Raw genomic sequence first — 19,856 nt, forward strand, 5'->3', positions numbered from 1 at the left:
GGTTTATAAGAGAGGGTGTTATTAAATGGATAATGAAGAAATAAAAGAAACAAAAAAGAGAAGGAAATTGCGTTGGAAATGGATTGCTATAGTAGCAGCAATACTTATAGTTACAAACTTTGCTGCATTTTTTGTAGGAACAAAAGCTGCTATGGCCATTCCAGGAATGGGAGTAAGTAATAAGGATATAGCTAAGTCCCTAGAAGGCATAAGCGATGTTTCTAAATTTAAAAAATTATTTCAGGTGAGAGATGTTTTATATAAGCTTTATGATGGAGAAATAAATGAAGACACTTTGGTAGAAGGAGCCATCAAAGGAATGACGAACTCTCTTAATGATCCATATACTGTTTTTATGAACAAAAAAGAATTTAGTGATTTCAATGAAAGAAATGAAGGTAACTATGTAGGCGTAGGTCTTCAAGTAGCAGCAAAAGATGAAGATATAGTTGTTATAGCAGTATTCAATGATTCTCCAGCAGAAAAGGCTGGAATAAAGCCAGGAGATAAGATTAAAAAAGTTGCAGGTACAGATGTAGGCGGAAAAGATTTAGAAAAAGCTGTAGCACTTATGAAAAATGGAAAAGCAAAAGAAAAAGTAGATATGACTTTATATAGAGAAGGAAAAGGATTATATACTACTGAAGTTTATAGAGATACAATAGTTATGCAGACTGTTGCAGGAGAAATGATAGAGGGAAATATAGGATATATTCAAATATCAATGTTTGATGAACATACAGGAGATGCTTTCACAAAGAAATTACAAGAGTTGAAGGATTCAGGTGCTAAAGGAATAATCTTAGATCTTAGACAAAATCCAGGAGGACTTTTAAAAGAATGCATCAATGTGGTTTCTAACTTTGTAGAAAAGGATAAAGTTATAACTTCTACAATAGATAAATACAATAAAGAAACAAAATACAATTCTAAGGGCGGAATTGCCATAGGAATGCCTTTAGTAGTTTTAACCGATGAAAATACAGCAAGTGCATCAGAGATTGTTGCAGGAGCTGTAAGAGATTACGATATAGGTACATTAATAGGAACTACTACTTTTGGTAAAGGTGTTGTTCAAACAGTACTAGGAATGGATGAGGGAACAGGATTAAAAGTAACTATATCTAAGTACTATACTCCAAATGGAGAAAATATTCATAAGAAAGGTATAGCACCTCATATTGAAGTGACAATCCCTAAGGAAATTCAAGAAAAAGGATTGACACGTAGTAATGATCCTCAATTTAATAAGGCTTTAGAAGCTATAAAGGATAAAATAAAATAGGAGGATTTTAGCTAATGAATTTATTTGAATACACATTACGCACCATGGCTTATGCTATCGCAGATCCAAGATTAGTTTTTGTTTTGGTACTGTTAGGATTCCTTCTATATAAAAAGAATAGAAAAATTGTAATACTCCAAAGAATGATGGTAGGGGAGAAAGTAATTTCCCCCTTAGAACTTACTTTATCGGAAGTGGTAATGGGTATTCTTGGGGGACTTATAGGAAGCATGATACTCTCATATTTGGGAGTCATGTTTAATATAGGTGCCGGCATAGAACTTATATTTTTTATGTCTTTATTCTTACTTGTACTAAAGCCAAGATGGGTAAGCTTTTCATACAGTGCAGCTATATTGGGAGGAGTAACTTTAATTTTAGGATGGCTAGAGAATTTAGAGATTATATCTTTGGGGTTTACTGTAAAGCTAGATATAGGAACATTAGTAGCTCTTGTAGGAGTATTAACTATAGTTGAAGGGCTATTAATCTTAGTAGATGGATATAGAGGCTCTATTCCTATATTTACAAACAAAGATGGAAAATTGGCAGGAGGATTTTCTCTTGAAAGATATTGGCCTGTGCCTATAGTAATAATGATGTTTACGACAGAAGCTATATCAGGCGGAGGCTCGGCTATATTGACTCCTAGTTGGTGGCCTGTTATAAAAGGAGGAATAAATATATCCCTTTTATCAGCTGCTATAGTAAGTGCTGTGCCTATATATTCTACTATAGGATATAAACAGATAACATTTACTCAAAGTAAAGTATCAAAAATAGCTTTTTCATCTTTATTAAAAATCCTATATGGAATAATTTTGCTTCTGATTTATAAACTAGCTAATTATGGAGCTATTTTTCAAGGACTTCTTTTAATATTCATGCCTTTAGCTCAAGAAGGAATGAGACTCATTGAGAATTATAGGGAAAATAAAGGTACGATGAAATATGTAAGCGATGAAGAGGGAATAACTATATTAGATGTTATGCCTAATTCTCCAGCACAAAAACAAGGAATAAAAAGTGGAGATAAGATATTAGAAGTAAATGATGACAGGCCTGATGAATATACCATGATTTATGAGAGTATAAACAAAAATTTAGCTGATTTAAAGCTTAAGATAAAAGATAAAAAAGGTAAAATTAAAGATATAAGATTCCATATAAATAATGGACAAAACACTATGGGAATGATACTGATTCCTAGAGGAATTCCTAAAGGTGTAGGGGTAGTTGAAGTTAGTGAAACAAAACTCAAAGATATAGTAGAAAAGATAAAGAAAAACAGAGATGACAAGTAGTATTCTTAAAAAAAGATGCTGTCTGAGTACACAATAAGTAAGGAGAGATATAGATGCCAGAGTTTAAAATATCATCAAAATTTAAACCCACTGGAGATCAGCCTCAAGCCATAGATTCCATAGTAAAGTCTATAGAGAATCACAATAAATTTCAAACATTATTAGGAGTTACTGGTTCAGGAAAAACTTTTACTATGGCAAACATAATAGAAAGATGTCAAAAACCTACTTTAGTATTAGCTCATAATAAGACATTGGCCGCGCAGCTATGCTCAGAATTCAGGGAGTTCTTCCCTGATAATTCTGTAGATTATTTTGTATCTTATTATGATTATTATCAGCCAGAAGCATATGTTGCTCAAACTGATACCTATATAGAAAAAGATGCTTCTATAAATGATGAGATCGATAAATTAAGGCACTCAGCCACATCAGCTCTATTTGAAAGAAGAGATGTAGTAATAGTTGCATCAGTATCTTGCATATATGGATTAGGTAATCCAGAGGAATACAAGAACTTAACTATATCCCTAAGACCTGGCATGGAAAAGGATAGGGATGAACTTATGAGAAAACTTGTAGAAATACAGTATGAGAGAAATGAAATAGATTTTGCAAGAGGAACCTTTAGGGCAAGAGGAGATGTTGTAGATATCATCCCAGCATCATCAAGCAATAAAGGAATAAGAATAGAATTCTTTGGAGATGAGATAGATAGAATAAGAGAATTTGATGTACTAACAGGAAATATATTAAATGAACTAAAGCATGTAGCTATATTCCCTGCATCTCACTTTGCTACTTCTCATGATAAGCTTGAGATAGCAATAAAAAGAATAGAGGAGGAACTTGAGGTTAGACTTAAGGAACTTACATCTGAAGACAAGCTCCTTGAGGCTCAAAGACTTAAACAGAGGACAAACTATGATATAGAAATGATACGAGAGATGGGATATTGTACGGGTATAGAAAATTATTCTAGGATATTAGATGGAAGAGATCCAGGAACACCTCCACAAACTCTTTTAGATTATTTTCCAGATGATTTTTTAATGTTCATTGATGAAAGTCATGTGACTCTTCCTCAAGTTAGAGCTATGTATGGAGGAGATAGATCTAGAAAGAACTCTCTTGTTGATTATGGATTCAGGCTTCCATCAGCATATGATAACAGACCTCTTCAATTTGATGAGTTTGAAGAAAAACTAAATCAAGTAGTGTTTGTAAGTGCTACACCATCAGCTTATGAACTAGATCATTCAAATGTAATAGCAGAACAGATTATAAGACCTACAGGATTGTTAGATCCAGAAGTAATAGTTAGACCTGTCAAAGGACAAATCGATGATTTGTATAAAGAAATAAAAGATACTATAGCCAGAGGTTTTAGAGTTCTAGTTACAACCCTTACAAAAAGGATGTCTGAAGATTTGACAAAGTACTTAAAGGAGCTAGACATCAAAACCACTTACCTTCATTCGGATATAGATACCATGGAGAGAATGGAAATAATAAGGGACTTAAGAAAAGGAGAATTTGATGTACTAGTAGGAATTAATCTTTTAAGAGAAGGACTAGATATACCAGAAGTAGCGTTAGTAGGAATCTTAGATGCAGATAAAGAGGGTTTCTTAAGGTCTGAAACATCGCTTATACAGACAATAGGAAGAGCTGCTAGAAATTCTGAAAGTAAGGTAATAATGTATGGTGATACCATAACACGTTCTATGGATAAAGCTATAAAGGAAACAAATAGAAGAAGAAAAATCCAAATGGAGTATAATGAAAAACATGGTATAACACCTCAAACTATAATAAAAGACATAAGAGATGTACTAGAGGTTACTAAGGTGGCGGAAAGTGCTGAGGATTATAAAGTAAATGAGGAAATTAAAAAAGAAGAAAATATACCAAAACTTATAGAAAAGTATACAGAAGAGATGATGGAAGCAGCTAAGAATCTTCAATTTGAAAGAGCTGCTGAACTTAGAGATATTATACAGAAGCTGAAGAAGAAACAATAATTTTTTAGCTTTTTAAAAGACAGGGTTTTAAGAATTAAGGAGAATCATAATGAGTTATATATTAAAAATAGAGCAGCATTTTGAGGATTTTACACAATCTGAAAGGAAGATAGCAAAGTATATATTAGAAAATAGACAGGATGTAATAACACTCTCTACGCAGGAAATAGGAATTCTTACTGATACATCTCCTGCATCTGTAGTAAGGTTTTCTAGAACTTTAGGCTATGAAGGATTTCAAGATCTGAAGCTTGAGATTGCAAAAACTCAAAATCAGGATGAAGAGAAAATTATTGATGATATCATTGAAGAAGGCGACAGTATAGAAGAGGTAGTTCAAAAAGTAGCAAATCAAGGAATAAATACAATAAATAATACAGTTGCTCTTTTAAATATTGAAGATTTTGAAATGGCCATAAATGAAATCAAAAAAGCAAAAAATATATATTTATTTGGAGTTGGAGCTTCAGCTATCGTGGCTATGGATCTTCAACATAAACTTCTTAGAATAAATAAGATAGCAGTTTTTCATCCTGATGCTAATATACAGCTAGCTATGTCAGTTCATGCTAATAAAGGAGACTTAGTCATCGGTATATCTTATAGAGGAAGAAGTAAGGATGTAAATAATTCTATTAGGAGAGCAAAAGCAAATGGAGCATCTTGTCTTTCTATCACAAAATACGGAAACAATCCTCTGGCAGATTTATGTGATATAAATTTAAGAGTTCCCAATGTAGAAAAGGAACTTAGAGTTGGAGCTATTGCATCTAGAATGGCTCAACTTATGGTTACAGATATATTATTTTTAGGAATAGCCAAGGATAACTTTGAAGAGGTAGAAAAATATCTAAAATCAACTAAGAAAATGACAGACATGTTGAAAGAATAAAAGATACATAAATGCAGATACTAAGTGCGTAATTAATTTTATAAACTTAGGAGGGTATATATATGAATAGATTAAATTGTTCAGTTACTACCTGTGCGCATAACAATGATAATTATTGCTGTCTAGGACATATAGACGTTGATGGAAAGAATGCTACAGAAGAAAGAGAAACTTGTTGCAGTACATTTGCGCCACAAGATGGTTCTATGACAAATTGTTCAAACAATCCAAATCCAGAATTACACATACACTGCAAAGCTGAAGAATGTGTATATAACCATAATTGTGAATGTAATGCTGACCATGTTGATATAGGTGGAGATGGTGCATGCCATTGTGAAGGAACAAAATGCGGTACATTCCAATGTGACTGTAAATAAAAAATAAATATTGACACGAAAGCAAGTCATTTTATATGTGACTTGCTTTTTTCATATTATTAGAACATATATGAAATTATTTTTTAAAATATGTGAATTAAGTTGAAATTATATTTCTAAAAAGTTATAATTATGAATAGAAGAATAAATTTTGGTAATAAAAACATAAATTTTTATTATTAATAATGAAGAATTAATTTTTAGGGGGGAGATAGCTATGAAAAAAAATCTAAAAACCTTTATAGCAGCTCTGGCTTTGACAACTTTTATAGGCAATTCCACATTAGCATCGGCATCAGCAGCAAAACAATATGGTCTTAACTTGAACAGTGAGACTACGGTACTTGGATCAAGAAATATGAGTAGTTTTAAGGGATATGCAGGTCAAGGAACGTTAACTATAAAGGGAAATGGTGCATCAAATGCTGAGGTTTATGTAAACGATAAACTTGTCGATGTTTCTGCAGCATTAAAAAATGGATCTGGAGTAGTAGACATAAGTAAATATACTGTGGACGGATACAACAATGTGAAAGTAACAGAGGTTTCACCGGCAAATTCCAAGATAGAAATCGCTGTAAGCGCGCCTACAGTGAAGGATACACGAAATACTGAGGAGTTTTCAAAATCAAAATTAAACTATGTAGATAAATTTATAAGACAGGAAACAAAAGGAATAAATCCTATTACAGGAGAAGATATGATTGCTTCAGGTAAAGTTCAAGCTGGTTTTCCAGGAGCAGTTCTTACTGTAGTTAAGGATGGAGAAATCGTAAAAAGTACAGCCTATGGTACTAAGCAGCTTTGGAATAAAAATGATTTAATACCAGAAGCTCAGAGAGAGCCTATGACAGAAAATACTATGTTTGATTTAGCATCAAATTCAAAGATGTATTCAACTAACTTAGCTCTTATGAAACTTGTATATGAAGGAAAGATAGATTTAGATGATAAGGTTCAAAAATATCTTCCAGAATACAAAGATGCACCAGATGCAGAATTTAAAGGAAAGAGCACTATAACTTTAAGACATCTATTACATCATTGTGCTGGACATAAATCATCAATAAGATTCTATGAGGAGTCATCAGGAGAGTTTTATTCTCATGACAGAGAAAAGACAATATCATTACTATCAAAGGTACCTCTAACATATGAGATTGGATCAAAAACCGTATATTCTGATACAGACTATATGATATTAGGATATATAGTAGAGCAAGTTACAGGGATGAAGCAAGACAAATATGTTGAAGAAAATATATATAAACCATTGGGATTAAAGAATACTTGTTACAATCCATTGGAAAAAGGATTCACAGTAGATCAATTTGCTGCTACTGAAAGAAATGGTAATACTCGTGATGGATCAAGAAACTATCCAGACATAAGAACTGAAACTGTAAGAGGAGAGGTTCATGATGAAAAAGCATTCTACTGCATGGATGGAGTTTCAGGACACGCAGGATTATTCTCAACAGGAAAGGATTTGGCAGTTTTAACTCAGCTTTTATTAAATGGAGGTACTTATGGTAATGTAACTTTATTTGATAAGGCAACTTTAGACGAGTTTATAAAACCTTCTTACTATGGAGCAGACTGGGGACTTGGTTGGAACTCACAGGATGGAAAAAGAAGCAGAGACTGGATGTTCTCGCCTTATACTTATAATACAATAGGTCATACAGGATGGACTGGAACTTTAACTAGCATAGATTTTGAAAATAATATGGCAGTTATATTGCTGACAAATGAAAGAAATTCTCCTTGTCCAAAGGGAAAATTTGAAGGAGAATTACAATTTCAAACAGGAAGATATGGAAGTCCAATAACTTTAGTATATGAAGCATTACTTGAAAACAAGTCAGCTACATCTTCTAAAAATGAAGAAACATTAACTAAGGTTTTAGATACAAAGTCTAAAAATACATTTGAGTTTCCTAGAATAACAAGTACAGCTAGACCACTTATAAACAACAAGGTAGGTTTTTATGGATATGAAGGCAGGGGATATCTATTAATTCAAAATTCAGGAGTTACTAATGCAGATGTATATGTAAATGGAAACAAGCTAAATATAGGTGATTTGTCATCTTACAATGGAGATGGAAAAATTTTCGATATAGGAGCTTACACTAAAAATGGAGTAAATGCATTAAAAGTGGAAAATATAGCTCCAGAAAAGGATGCAAAGCTAAATATTTCAATAGTTTATCCAGAGCTTGTAAAGTCAGATAAGAGTTTAAGCAGATTTTCAACTATTGACAGCATAATAAATTCAGAAATAAAGCAGGGTGTTTCTGGAGCATCATTAGGAGTTATAAATAACGGAGAATTAATTAAAGAAAGTTACTATGGAACAGCAATTGAAGACAAATTGATACCTTTAGGAAATGGGACAGAAGCATTTGCGACAGCTTTAGCAATAGAAAAGCTTATAAGTGACGGTATTGTTAAATATACAGATAGCGCATCAAAGTATGTAGAAGGAATTAATGATTCTATAACTATAAGAAATTTACTAGAGCACACTTCTGGATTACCAGAGAAAATTACACAAACATCAGCATCACAAGAGTTTGCATCTGGTTCTAAGGTTAGATATAGTGAATATGATGGATATTTCTTAGGAAAGATTGTTGAAAAAGCATCAGGAATGACTTTGGATGAATATGTGGAATCTATGATTTATAAGCCATTAGGTTTAAATAATACAATGTTTAATCCAACATCAAAGGGAATAGACTCATCAAAAGTAGAAGCTGGGTTAAATGATTATACTTCAGAGAATTTAAATGGAGTGTCAGGAATATCAGGATTATACTCAACAATTAAGGATATGTCAGTGCTTTCTCAATTAATATTAAACTATGGCGGATATGGCACTGATAAGATTATAGATAAAAACCAAATTCAATATATGATTAGTGCTGTAGATGAAAATCCTCAGCAGGCTTTAGGATTTATAAGACAAGGATCTTATGACAATATAGAATCTTTAGGGGCATATGGAAGTAGCAGAACTATAGGATTTGAATCTAATACTGGGGTTTCAGTAGCTATAGATATGGAAAGTGGATGTGCTTCTGTATTTACAGCAATGGATAAAGGAAGCAGTTTTATTGTTTCTAGAGGTGGAAATGTGATGTCATTGGTAAGAGAAGCTTTAAATGCTCAAGGAGATGACAATTATAGTTCTTTATTACAGATGACTAAGGATGCAGTATCAAGGGCGAACAAGGATAATAGCGAAGATAATAGGAAGGCTGTGGTAGCTCTTATGGAAGTTGTAATAGAAAAGCTTGGAGCTGAAACAGCTAAACCAATAATCGAATCTATGATGGATAGTACAGAAAAGACTTATTTACTTGGACTAGTAAATCCAAAAGCAGATTTAGATACTGATAATGAAAGTAAAGAGGATGGAAAGCCAACTCTTCCTCAAACAGGTTCTTTAGTAGATACTAATATGATGATAGCTCTAGGAAGCATTATAGCAGCATCAGGTATAGTTGTAGATAGAAAGAATAGAAAAAAAGTCAACTAAAGAAAAATTATCTTATGGCTAGTCATTATAAAACTCTATCACTTTTAGATGTGAGTGACACAATGGATAGGCCCCTAGATAACAACTTCTTATAAAATTCCCAATAAAAGAGTATGAAGTTTATTAAAGCTGTCATACTCTTTACTTTTGAAGTAAAATAAATATACAAAAACTTTGAGATATGAAACAAAAATCCATTATAAGAAATTAAATTTCTATATGTTTGAAATATATTGAAATTAAATTTCTTGATGATATAATATAGGTATAAATCAACTTTTAACCGAACTGGACATAGGAGGGTAAGTATGAATATAGACTTAAGTAAAATGGTTACTGAAAAAAGAAATTCTAACACTAAGGATATTGATAAAGTTTCTACTTTAGAAATGGTTAAAAAGATAAATTGTGAAGATAAATTAGTTGCTTGTGCAGTGGAAAAGGAACTTCCACAAATAGCGGAGGCAATAGATAAAATAGCAGATGCTATGAACAATGGAGGAAGGCTTATATACTGTGGAGCTGGAACATCAGGAAGGCTTGGCATATTAGATGCATCAGAATGTCCACCAACCTATGGAGTCTCTTCAGAATTAGTTCAAGGTATAATAGCAGGAGGAATTGAGGCTATTTTCAAGGCAAAGGAAGGGGCAGAAGACTCTAAAGAACTTTGTGTAGAAGACCTAAATAATATGAATTTTACAAATAAAGATGTATTAGTAGGTATAGCAGCTAGTGGAAGAACACCTTATGTAATAGGAGGTCTTGAATATGCAAACAGCATTGGAGCTGTTACAGTAGGAGTTACATGTAATCCTCAATCAGAAATAGCGTCTGTTGCAAAAATAGCTATTTCACCTGTAGTGGGACCAGAAGTAATAACAGGGTCTACTAGAATGAAGGCAGGGACAGCTCAAAAGATGGTGTTGAATATGCTTTCTACAGGGGCTATGGTTAGAACAGGGAAAGTTTATGGAAATCTGATGGTAGATGTAAAGGCTACTAATGAAAAGTTGGTTGAAAGAGCAAAACACATAGTTATGGAAGCAACAGAAGTTGACAGAGAAAAGGCTGAGGCTGTTCTTGAAGAAACAAATTATGATGTGAAGCTTTCTATTTTAATGATAATGGCAAACTTATCAAAAGAAGAAGGAAAAGAACTTCTAGAAAAAAATAATGGCTATATAGCAAAGGCTTTATCAAAGTAAAAAATATAAACGATGTCTTATAAGACCTGAAATTGGGAACAATGTAAAGAGAGTCTTATAAGACTTTTTTTATGTAAAGAAATCTTTATTTTAAGGAATAAGTATATTTTTTAAATAATAATTAGTAGTTATTGACAGAGTATTTTATAAAGACTAATATAGTATTATAAGAACAGATATTCGTAATTTTTTATAAAAGGAGAGACACCATGCAGGATAAGATAATAATTAAAGGTGCTAAGGTACACAATTTAAAGAATGTATCTTTAGAAATACCAAGAGACAAACTTGTGGTATTTACTGGACTTTCGGGATCTGGAAAATCATCTTTAGCTTTTGATACACTTTATGCAGAGGGACAGAGACGTTATGTAGAATCTTTGTCGTCCTACGCAAGACAGTTTTTAGGACAGATGAATAAACCAGACGTTGAGTACATAGAAGGACTTTCTCCGGCTATATCTATAGATCAAAAAACAACCAGCAGAAACCCTCGTTCAACAGTAGGAACGGTTACGGAGATATATGACTACTTAAGACTATTATACGCAAGAATAGGAATACCTCATTGCCCTAAGTGTGGTAAAGAAATAACTAAACAATCAATAGATACTATGGTAGACCAAATCATGGATTTTCCAGAGAGAACTAAGATACAAATTCTTGCACCAGTCATAAGAGGAAAAAAGGGAACTCACGAAAAAGTTATAGAAAATATAAAGAAAAATGGATTTGTGAGAGCAAGAGTAGACGGTGAGATGTTTGAAGTCACTGAAGAAGAAATAAAATTAGAAAAGAATAAGAAGCACAATATAGAGGCTGTAGTTGATAGACTTATGGTAAGGGAAGAGTCTAGAGGTAGAATTGCAGAATCTTTAGAAACTGCCTTAAAGATGGCAGAAGGTATAGTTATAGTAAATATAATAAAAGAAAATGAGGAAGAAGATAGACTATTTAGTGAGAATTTTGCCTGTGAAGATTGTGGAATAAGTATAGGAGAAATAGAGCCTAGACTATTTTCATTTAATGCTCCATTTGGAAAGTGTGACAAATGTGATGGTTTAGGAACTCTTTTAGAGATATCGCCTGATTTAGTTATACCAGATAAATCTAAGAGTATCATGGAGGGAGCTATAGCATCATGGGGAGAAGGAAGGCTAAAGGAAGACTCGTGGAGTTATAGAGTACTTACTGCTTTAACAAAGAAGTTTGATTTTTCATTAGATACACCAATAGAAGAACTTCCAAAGGATATAGTAAAGATACTTCTTTATGGACTAGGTGGAGAGAAAATAAAGGTTGATTATAGTAAAGATGGCGTAAATCGTACTTATAATCATGCTTATGAAGGTATAATAAACTCCATGCAGAGGAGATATAGAGAAACAGGTTCTGATCTTATAAAAGATGAGATAGAGCAGTTTATGAGTAATACACCTTGTAGCAAGTGTAAAGGAGCAAGACTTAATCAAGATGCCCTTGCTGTCACTGTTGGAGATTTAAATATAAATCAATTCTGTAGGATGTCAATAAAGGAAGAATTAGAATTCATACGAAATCTTAAGCTTTCTGAAAAGAATAGAATAATCAGTGATCAGATTATAAAGGAAATAAAGAGCAGACTTAGATTTCTTATAGATGTAGGCTTAGATTACTTAGATCTAGCAAGAAATGCAGGAACTTTATCAGGAGGAGAATCTCAAAGAATAAGGCTTGCAACTCAGATAGGATCTAGCTTAATGGGAGTTCTATACATATTAGACGAACCTAGCATAGGACTGCATCAAAGAGACAATGACAAACTTATAGATACATTAAAAAATTTGAGAGATTTAGGAAATACCTTAGTAGTTGTTGAGCACGATGAAGACACTATGAAAGCTGCTGATTATATAGTAGATATAGGACCAGGAGCAGGAGAACATGGTGGTAATATAGTTGCCGCTGGTACTTTAGAGGATATAATGGCTTGCAAGGAGTCTATAACAGGACAGTATTTAAATGGAGAAAAGAGAGTTGAAGTTCCAGAGAACAGAAAAACTGGAAATGGCAACTTTATAGAGGTAATAGGCTGCAAGGAGAATAACCTTAAAAATATAAAGGCAGCATTCCCTCTAGGTACTTTTACTGCTGTAACAGGTGTATCAGGTTCAGGTAAGAGTACTCTTGTAAATGAAATTTTATATAAATCTCTTCACAAGATAGTTAATAGAGGAAAGAGCAATCCAGGACAATTCAGAGAACTTAAAGGACAAGAAAATGTAGATAAGGTAATAGATATAGATCAAAGTCCAATAGGACGTACTCCACGTTCTAACCCAGCAACTTATACTGGTGTGTTTGATATAATAAGAGAACTTTTTGCATCAACCCCAGAATCAAAAATGAGAGGCTACAAACCTGGTAGATTCTCATTTAATGTGAAAGGGGGAAGATGTGAATCCTGCAGCGGAGATGGAATAATAAAAATTGAAATGCAGTTTTTATCTGATGTTTATGTACCTTGTGAAGTATGTAAAGGAAAAAGATATAATAGAGAGACTCTTGAAGTAAAATATAAAGGAAAGAATATAGATGAAGTTCTTAATATGACTGTAGATGAAGCTTTAGAGTTCTTTGAGAATCTTCCAAGAATAAAAAATAAGCTTCAAACTCTTCAAGATGTAGGTCTAGGCTATGTTAGACTTGGTCAACCTTCAACTCAGCTTTCAGGAGGAGAAGCACAAAGAATAAAACTTGCTTATGAATTATCAAAGAGAAGTACAGGAAAGACATTATATATACTAGATGAGCCTACAACTGGACTGCATATAGACGACGTAGCAAGGCTTATACAAATACTTCAGAGATTAGTGGAAGCTGGCAATACGGTAATAGTTATAGAACATAACCTAGACGTTATAAAATCAGCAGATTATATAATTGATTTAGGACCAGAAGGCGGAGATAAGGGAGGCACTATAGTTGTAACTGGGACTCCAGAAGAAGTTGCAGCATGTAAGGATTCTTATACAGGAAAGTACCTAAAAACTGTTTTGAAAAATAATTAGTAAAGGGGCGTATTAAAGGGTTATGTTTACTTTTAATATGCCTTTTTGATGTAAGTTTAATATATATTAACTTTTATTTAAGAATTACAAGATATTTTTGTAACATTTTTTAGAGAATTTGGTGATATAATAATAATGAATTAATATGTGTGCATGAGGTGAAGTATATGAATAAGGTATTGAGCTTTATCTTTACAGCGGTATTCATAGTTATATTATATATAATTATAATTCTTGCCTTAAGGGTAATGTATAAAGACGTAAAAGCTGGAGGGAGAAAGAAAGTATTAAAGTCTTCTTGGGGACTTGAAGTTGTATCATCAGGAGATAATAGTACGCTAAAAACAGGCTCTATTATACCAATAAAGGGCGTTATAACCCTTGGAAGAAGAGAAGACAATATAATAATGCTGGATGATCACTATGTTTCAGGACATCACGCTAAGATATATACAAAGAACAATCAATATATACTAGAAGATTTAAACTCCACTAATGGTACTGTTGTAAATGGAGAGAACATAAAAGGAAGACGATATGTTCAATTAGGAGATGAAATAAAGATAGGAAGTTTAGTATTTAGAGTCATCGGCTAGCAATTAAGCTAGCCATGAATTTTGGAGGAAGAATTTACATAAAAATATAAAGTGAATTAAATTTAAAGTAGGTGAATTGAGTGAAGAGCTTTTTTAATGATGAGAGAAGAATGCTTTTATATACATACCTGCTGCTAATAGCTATGTTTGGAAACTTAAGTTTACTGCAGCAGCCTTTTGATACGAAGGCGGTTATTCTTGGTGTAGTTATGGCACTACTTTTAGGGTATGCACATTTTGTAATAGGAAGATTTTTTTCAGATGGAGATAAGTATTTGATGCTGTTTGCATTCATACTTTCAATGATAGGCATTGTAACCATGTATAGGATAGACCCTAGCGTTGCTATAAAGCAGCTTATCTGGTTTACTTTAGGTGTAGTTGCTTATGTCTTAGTGGTGGTTGTATTGCCTGATTTAAAGAGTTTTTCAAAGTATAAATATGTATATTTAGCTGGAGTTATAGTATTTATGGCTATGGCAACTCTTATAGGTGTAGAGAAGTTTGGATCTAAGAACTGGGTGCAGTTTGGACCTATAAGTTTTCAGCCATCTGAGATAGGAAAACTATTTTTAGTAGCTTATTTATCATCAGCTTTAAAGGATTATAATGGCAGTGTAAAATCCCTTATAGAACCGGCATTGATTGTGATGTATTCCTTAGGGTTTATGGTTATACAAAAGGACTTGGGATCAGCACTAATATTTTTTGGAATATCAGTAACTATGCTATATCTGTCAACAAATAAACTGAAATATATAGTGACAACATTTATATTAGCTGGAGTTGGTGCGACTTTAAGCTATAAGCTATTTGATCATGTTCGAGTAAGAGTGGCCATATGGTTAGACCCATGGGCAGATGCTTACAATAAGGGTCTTCAAATAGTACAGGGATTATTTGCAATGGCATCAGGAGGTCTTCTAGGGGCTGGTCTTGGGAAAGGATACCCTGGATTCATACCAGTAAATACATCAGACTTTATATTTGCGGTAATATGCGAAGAAATGGGACTTTTAATGGGATTTGGAATAATGATACTATTTTTCTTGATGTTCTATAGGTCAATGAGAGCTGCAATATATGTAGAAGATAAATTTTCTCAAATGATGGCAGTAGGATATGCAGCTATGTTTGCAACGCAAGTTCTTGTAATAATAGGAGGAGTTATGAACGCAATTCCTCTTACAGGTGTAGCTTTACCTTTCGTAAGTTACGGAGGAAGTTCAATGCTTACAAGTTTCTTTGCACTTGGAATAATACAAAAGATTTCAGAGGAGGGTTAGTATGCAAAAGGATTTAATGAATGGAATGAAAAAAGTACTTGTTGTATTTTTAGTTTGCTTTTTAGCCCTTATAACTTATATGGCATACTTTACTGTATTTCAAGCTCCAACAATAGCTGATAGATCTGATAATAAAAGATTATGGGCAAAGAGAAATGAAGTGCTACGAGGAACTATCTATGACAGAGATGGAAAAGCTCTTACAAAGAGTGAAAGAGGAGATACTTTAACACAGAAAAGAGAATATGTATATGGAGATTTATTCACTCATTCATTAGGTTTTGTTGATATCAAATACGGAATTACGGGATTAGAATCAGCTTATGATAATGAACTTATGAATACAAAAAACACCATGTTTAATATAAAAGAAGCGTTAAAGACTTTCAATCTTAAAGAGGCATTTTCTAATAGGCAGACAAAAGAAAAGATTGGAAATAGTTTGGGAACAACCTTGGATTACGATTTGCAGAAGATTGCTTATGATGCTCTTGGCGATAATAAAGGATCTGTTGTGGTATTAGATCCTAAAACTGGAGATGTAATAACAATGATATCAAAACCTACTTATGACCCTAATAACCTTGAGGCTAATTGGGCGGACATAAATACAAATGAGGATTCACCTTTGCTAAATAGAGCAACTCAAGGTATGTATCCTCCAGGGTCAGTATTTAAAATAGTAACAGCTGCCAGTGCTCTTGAAAATATAAGCGGTGTTACAAACAAGGTGTTCCATGACAACACTGGAAAGATAGACTTTGGAGGGGGATATTCTCTGAGCAACTATGGTGGAACAGTTTACGGAGATTTAAATTTAAAAGATGGATTTAGAAAGTCTAGCAACGTAGTATTTGGTACATTAGCTTTAGAGCTTGGAAATCAAAAACTTCGTAAAACTGCGGAAGATTTCTATTTTAATAAAAGTATACCAAGCGATGGATTCTCTATAGCAAAAGGAAGATTTCCTACTTTAGAAAGTTATGAAAAGGGTAATATAGCTCAAAGTGGTATAGGTCAAAGTTCAATACTTGTAAGTCCTATGCAGATGGCTCTTGTAGCAAGCACTATAGCCAATAATGGAGTTATGATGGAACCAAAGATAGTAAAGAATATATTAAATGCGGATGGAGAGATAGTAAATACTATAAAGGATAAAGAAGTGTCAACTGTAATTCCTGGTGATGATGCTAAACTTATAGCTTCCTATATGAAGGAAGTTGTAGATAATGGTACAGTAAGATCTTCGTATTTCTCTGGAACAAATGCAGCGGGAAAGACAGGAACTGCTGACCATATGGACAAAGACGGGAAACCAGCTTCGCCACATTCGTGGTTTGTAGGATTTGCACCATACAATAATCCAAAGTACGCTATAGCAGTAATAGTTGAAAATGGAGGAGTAGGTGGTGGAAAAGCAGCTCAGATAGCAGGTACAGTATTAAAGGCTGCAGTAAACCAATAATTTTTAAGATTACAATAAAAGTTAAGGGTATCAACCTTAACTTTTATATTTGTAAAAATTTGCATATTTAGATATTAATTTTATCTTTTATACCAAGAGATAATAAGGTACAATATAACTGACTCAAATATTCCCATAAAACAGGAGATGAGGCTATGTTTGACTTTGAGAAACAACTTAAAGGACTACCAGATAGACCTGGAGTTTACTTAATGAAAGACAATAAAGGCGAAATAATATATATAGGAAAGGCTAAAATCTTAAAAAACAGAGTAAGGCAGTACTTTCAAAACTCTAAAAACCATACTGAAAAAGTTAGGAACATGGTTGCTAATATAGCTGAGTTTGAATATATAGTTACAGACACTGAGATGGAGGCTTTAATTTTAGAGTGTAATTTAATAAAAAAATACAAGCCCAAATATAATATACTTTTAAAAGATGATAAGCATTATCCGTTCATTAAAATTACAACTAATGAAGCATTTCCAAGAATTTTTGTAACAAGGACATATAGCAAAGATGGAAATAAGTATTTTGGACCTTATACAGATGCAGGTGCTGTTTATGAGGTTATGGAGCTTATAAAAAAGGTGTTTCCTATAAGAACTTGCAAAAAGCATATAGAGGAAGAAGGACCTTTTATAAGACCATGCCTAAATTACCAGATAAAACTTTGTAATGCTCCTTGCGCTGGATATGTTTCAAAAAAAGATTATGAAAGTATAATAAATGAGATTATAAATCTTCTTAATGGCAAAAATACTAATATAATACATAAACTCCAAGATGAGATGATGGAAGCATCAAACAATTTAGAGTTTGAAAAAGCAGCTGCTATTAGGGATAAATTAAGAGCTTTAGACACTATAGTTGAAAGACAAAAAATATTTACAAAAACTATGGAAGATGAAGATTTTATAAATATTTATAAAGACGAAAAGGATGTATGTGTTCAAGCTTTCTTTTTACGTGAAGGAAAGCTTATTGGAAGAGAGCATTTTATACTTGAAAATAAAGCTTCCTATGAAGATGGGGAAATAGTAGGAGAGTTTATAAAAAGTTTCTATAGTGGAACTCCTAAGATTCCAAAAACCATATATGTGCCAGCTGTAGAGGACGAAGAGCTTTTGGAAGAATGGCTCACTTTAAAAAGAGGTTCTAAAGTCATTATAAAGATTCCTCAAAAAGGAGAAAAACTTGCATTTCTTGAAATGGTGAAGAAAAATGCAGGGATAACTTTAGATCAGTTTAAAGTTAAAATACTTCAAGATAAAGAGATACATAGGATCGCTCTTAGAGAGCTTATGGATTCTCTTCAAACAGAGGAGCTTCCACATAGAATAGAGGCTTATGATATTTCTAATATACAAGGCATGGATTCTGTAGGGGTTATGGTAGTTTTTGAAGAAGGAAAACCTAAAAACAGCCAGTACAGAAGATTTAAGATAAAGACGGTAAAGGGAGCAAACGACTATGATTCCATGAGAGAGATTTTGAGAAGAAGATTCAAGCATGGAATGGAAGAGGTCAGAGCAATTAGGGAAAGAGATTTAGAGCTTAGTGCAGGAAAGTTCTGTGAGTTTCCGGAGCTTATATTAATGGATGGTGGAAAGGGCCAAGTTAATGTAGCTTTAGAAGTTTTAGATGAACTTGGCTTAGACATACCTGTAGCAGGGCTAGTAAAAGACGACAGGCACAAAACTCGAGGAATAATATATAATGATATAGAGATAAATATTTCTAAAAAAAGGAATGCAATGAATTTTATTACTAGAGTGCAGGATGAAGTACACAGATTCGCTATAACATATCATAGAACACTTAGAGATAAGCGAGTTCTGCATTCAGTATTAGAAGATATACCAAACGTGGGTGAAAGAAGAAGAAAGGAATTACTTAAGGCTTTTGGAGACATTGAAGCAATAAAAAAGGCCAGCTATGATGAGCTTATAAAAACTCCTTCAATAGATAGAAAAGCAGCAGAAAGTATTCTTAACTTCTTTACGAAGGAGGAGAATAAATGAAATACGTAGTAGATACACACACACATACCTACGCAAGCGGACACGCTTATAGTACACTTATGGAAAATATAAAATGGGCATCAGAGAATGGAATAGAGGTGTTAGCAACAACAGACCATGGTCCAACTATGCCAGGAGGACCTTCAAGGCTTTACTTTGGAAATCTTAAATCTGTTCCAAGAATTTTAGAAGGGGTTATACATTTAAGAGGTTGTGAAGCCAACATAATAGATGTTGATGGAACTTTAGATATACCTGAAAAAACTTTGCAAAGATTAGATATAATTTTAGCAAGTCTTCACGATGTATGTATAGAAACAAGAGAAAAGGATCTAAATACCAAGGCTTTTATAAATGTTATGGATAATCCATTGGTAGATATAATATGTCATACAGGCAACCCTATATTTCCGATAGATTATGAAGCAGTTATAAAAAAAGCAAAAGAAACTGGCAAAATAATAGAGCTAAACAATGGATCGTTTAAGGCGAGACCTGGAAGTTCAGAGAATTGTCGAGAAATAGCAAAACTTTGTAAAAAGTATGAGGTTCCTATGATGGTAAATAGTGATGCTCATTTTTTCACTGCTATAGGCAAGTTTACATTTGCAGATGAACTTATAAGAGAACTCGAGATACCAGAGAAGCTTATTATGAATACTGACAAAAATAAGATTCTTAGATATTTGAAGGAAAAGGGTAGATTAAATGATATAGAGCTTTAACCTTTTAATCTTGATTAAATGGGTATAAATGCCGTATACTATATATTATTACGCAATGAGGAGATAA

At 33.1% G+C, this 19,856-nt stretch carries 13 protein-coding genes; all 13 read left to right on the forward strand.

Translation table 11 applies throughout. From position 1 onward, the window contains the following. Positions 1–25: 25 nt before the first annotated feature. A complete protein-coding gene (locus tag KQH81_RS03035) occupies positions 26–1,285 on the forward strand; it encodes a S41 family peptidase (protein WP_027637521.1) in 1,260 nt (419 codons plus the stop codon). 14 nt (positions 1,286–1,299) lie between these two features. Next, positions 1,300–2,589 (forward strand): PDZ domain-containing protein, encoded by a 1,290-nt coding sequence (locus tag KQH81_RS03040; RefSeq protein ID WP_027637520.1) that lies wholly within the window; start codon positions 1,300–1,302, stop codon positions 2,587–2,589. A gap of 53 nt (positions 2,590–2,642) precedes the next feature. After that, on the forward strand, positions 2,643–4,613 hold the full coding sequence (uvrB, locus tag KQH81_RS03045; RefSeq protein ID WP_027637519.1) for an excinuclease ABC subunit UvrB: 1,971 nt from the start codon (positions 2,643–2,645) through the stop codon (positions 4,611–4,613). Between the two features lie 49 nt (positions 4,614–4,662). After that, positions 4,663–5,505 (forward strand): MurR/RpiR family transcriptional regulator, encoded by an 843-nt coding sequence (locus tag KQH81_RS03050; RefSeq protein ID WP_027637518.1) that lies wholly within the window; start codon positions 4,663–4,665, stop codon positions 5,503–5,505. A 62-nt stretch (positions 5,506–5,567) separates the two neighbouring features. After that, entirely contained in the window at positions 5,568–5,885 is a 318-nt protein-coding gene (locus KQH81_RS03055) for a DUF1540 domain-containing protein (protein ID WP_027637517.1), read from the forward strand. Positions 5,886–6,102: 217 nt separating this feature from the next. After that, complete coding sequence (pbp4b, locus tag KQH81_RS03060) at positions 6,103–9,432, forward strand: penicillin binding protein PBP4B (RefSeq protein WP_230028892.1); 3,330 nt, start codon at positions 6,103–6,105, stop codon at positions 9,430–9,432. Positions 9,433–9,740: 308 nt separating this feature from the next. Next, positions 9,741–10,640, forward strand: a complete 900-nt coding sequence (gene murQ, locus KQH81_RS03065; RefSeq protein WP_027637516.1) for an N-acetylmuramic acid 6-phosphate etherase — start codon at positions 9,741–9,743, stop codon at positions 10,638–10,640. Between the two features lie 209 nt (positions 10,641–10,849). Beyond that, the gene (gene uvrA / locus KQH81_RS03070) at positions 10,850–13,690 is read left to right on the forward strand and encodes an excinuclease ABC subunit UvrA (RefSeq protein ID WP_178312191.1); all 2,841 of its coding nucleotides are present in this window, start codon (positions 10,850–10,852) and stop codon (positions 13,688–13,690) included. Positions 13,691–13,857: 167 nt separating this feature from the next. Further along, positions 13,858–14,286, forward strand: a complete 429-nt coding sequence (locus KQH81_RS03075; protein ID WP_027637514.1) for an FHA domain-containing protein — start codon at positions 13,858–13,860, stop codon at positions 14,284–14,286. A 110-nt stretch (positions 14,287–14,396) separates the two neighbouring features. After that, complete coding sequence (locus tag KQH81_RS03080; RefSeq protein ID WP_035770236.1) at positions 14,397–15,572, forward strand: FtsW/RodA/SpoVE family cell cycle protein; 1,176 nt, start codon at positions 14,397–14,399, stop codon at positions 15,570–15,572. A 1-nt stretch (position 15,573) separates the two neighbouring features. Continuing rightward, on the forward strand, positions 15,574–17,037 hold the full coding sequence (locus tag KQH81_RS03085; protein ID WP_027637512.1) for a peptidoglycan D,D-transpeptidase FtsI family protein: 1,464 nt from the start codon (positions 15,574–15,576) through the stop codon (positions 17,035–17,037). A 155-nt stretch (positions 17,038–17,192) separates the two neighbouring features. Continuing rightward, positions 17,193–19,064: an excinuclease ABC subunit UvrC gene (uvrC, locus tag KQH81_RS03090; protein WP_099336130.1), complete on the forward strand. Its 1,872-nt coding sequence runs from the start codon at positions 17,193–17,195 to the stop codon at positions 19,062–19,064. Next, a complete protein-coding gene (locus tag KQH81_RS03095) occupies positions 19,061–19,789 on the forward strand; it encodes a phosphatase (protein ID WP_178312193.1) in 729 nt (242 codons plus the stop codon). Before uvrC ends, KQH81_RS03095 begins: the two co-directional genes overlap by 4 nt. Positions 19,790–19,856 lie beyond the last annotated feature (67 nt).

The organism is Clostridium cadaveris, assembly GCF_020911725.1.
Classification (GTDB): domain Bacteria; phylum Bacillota; class Clostridia; order Clostridiales; family Clostridiaceae; genus Clostridium_X; species Clostridium_X cadaveris.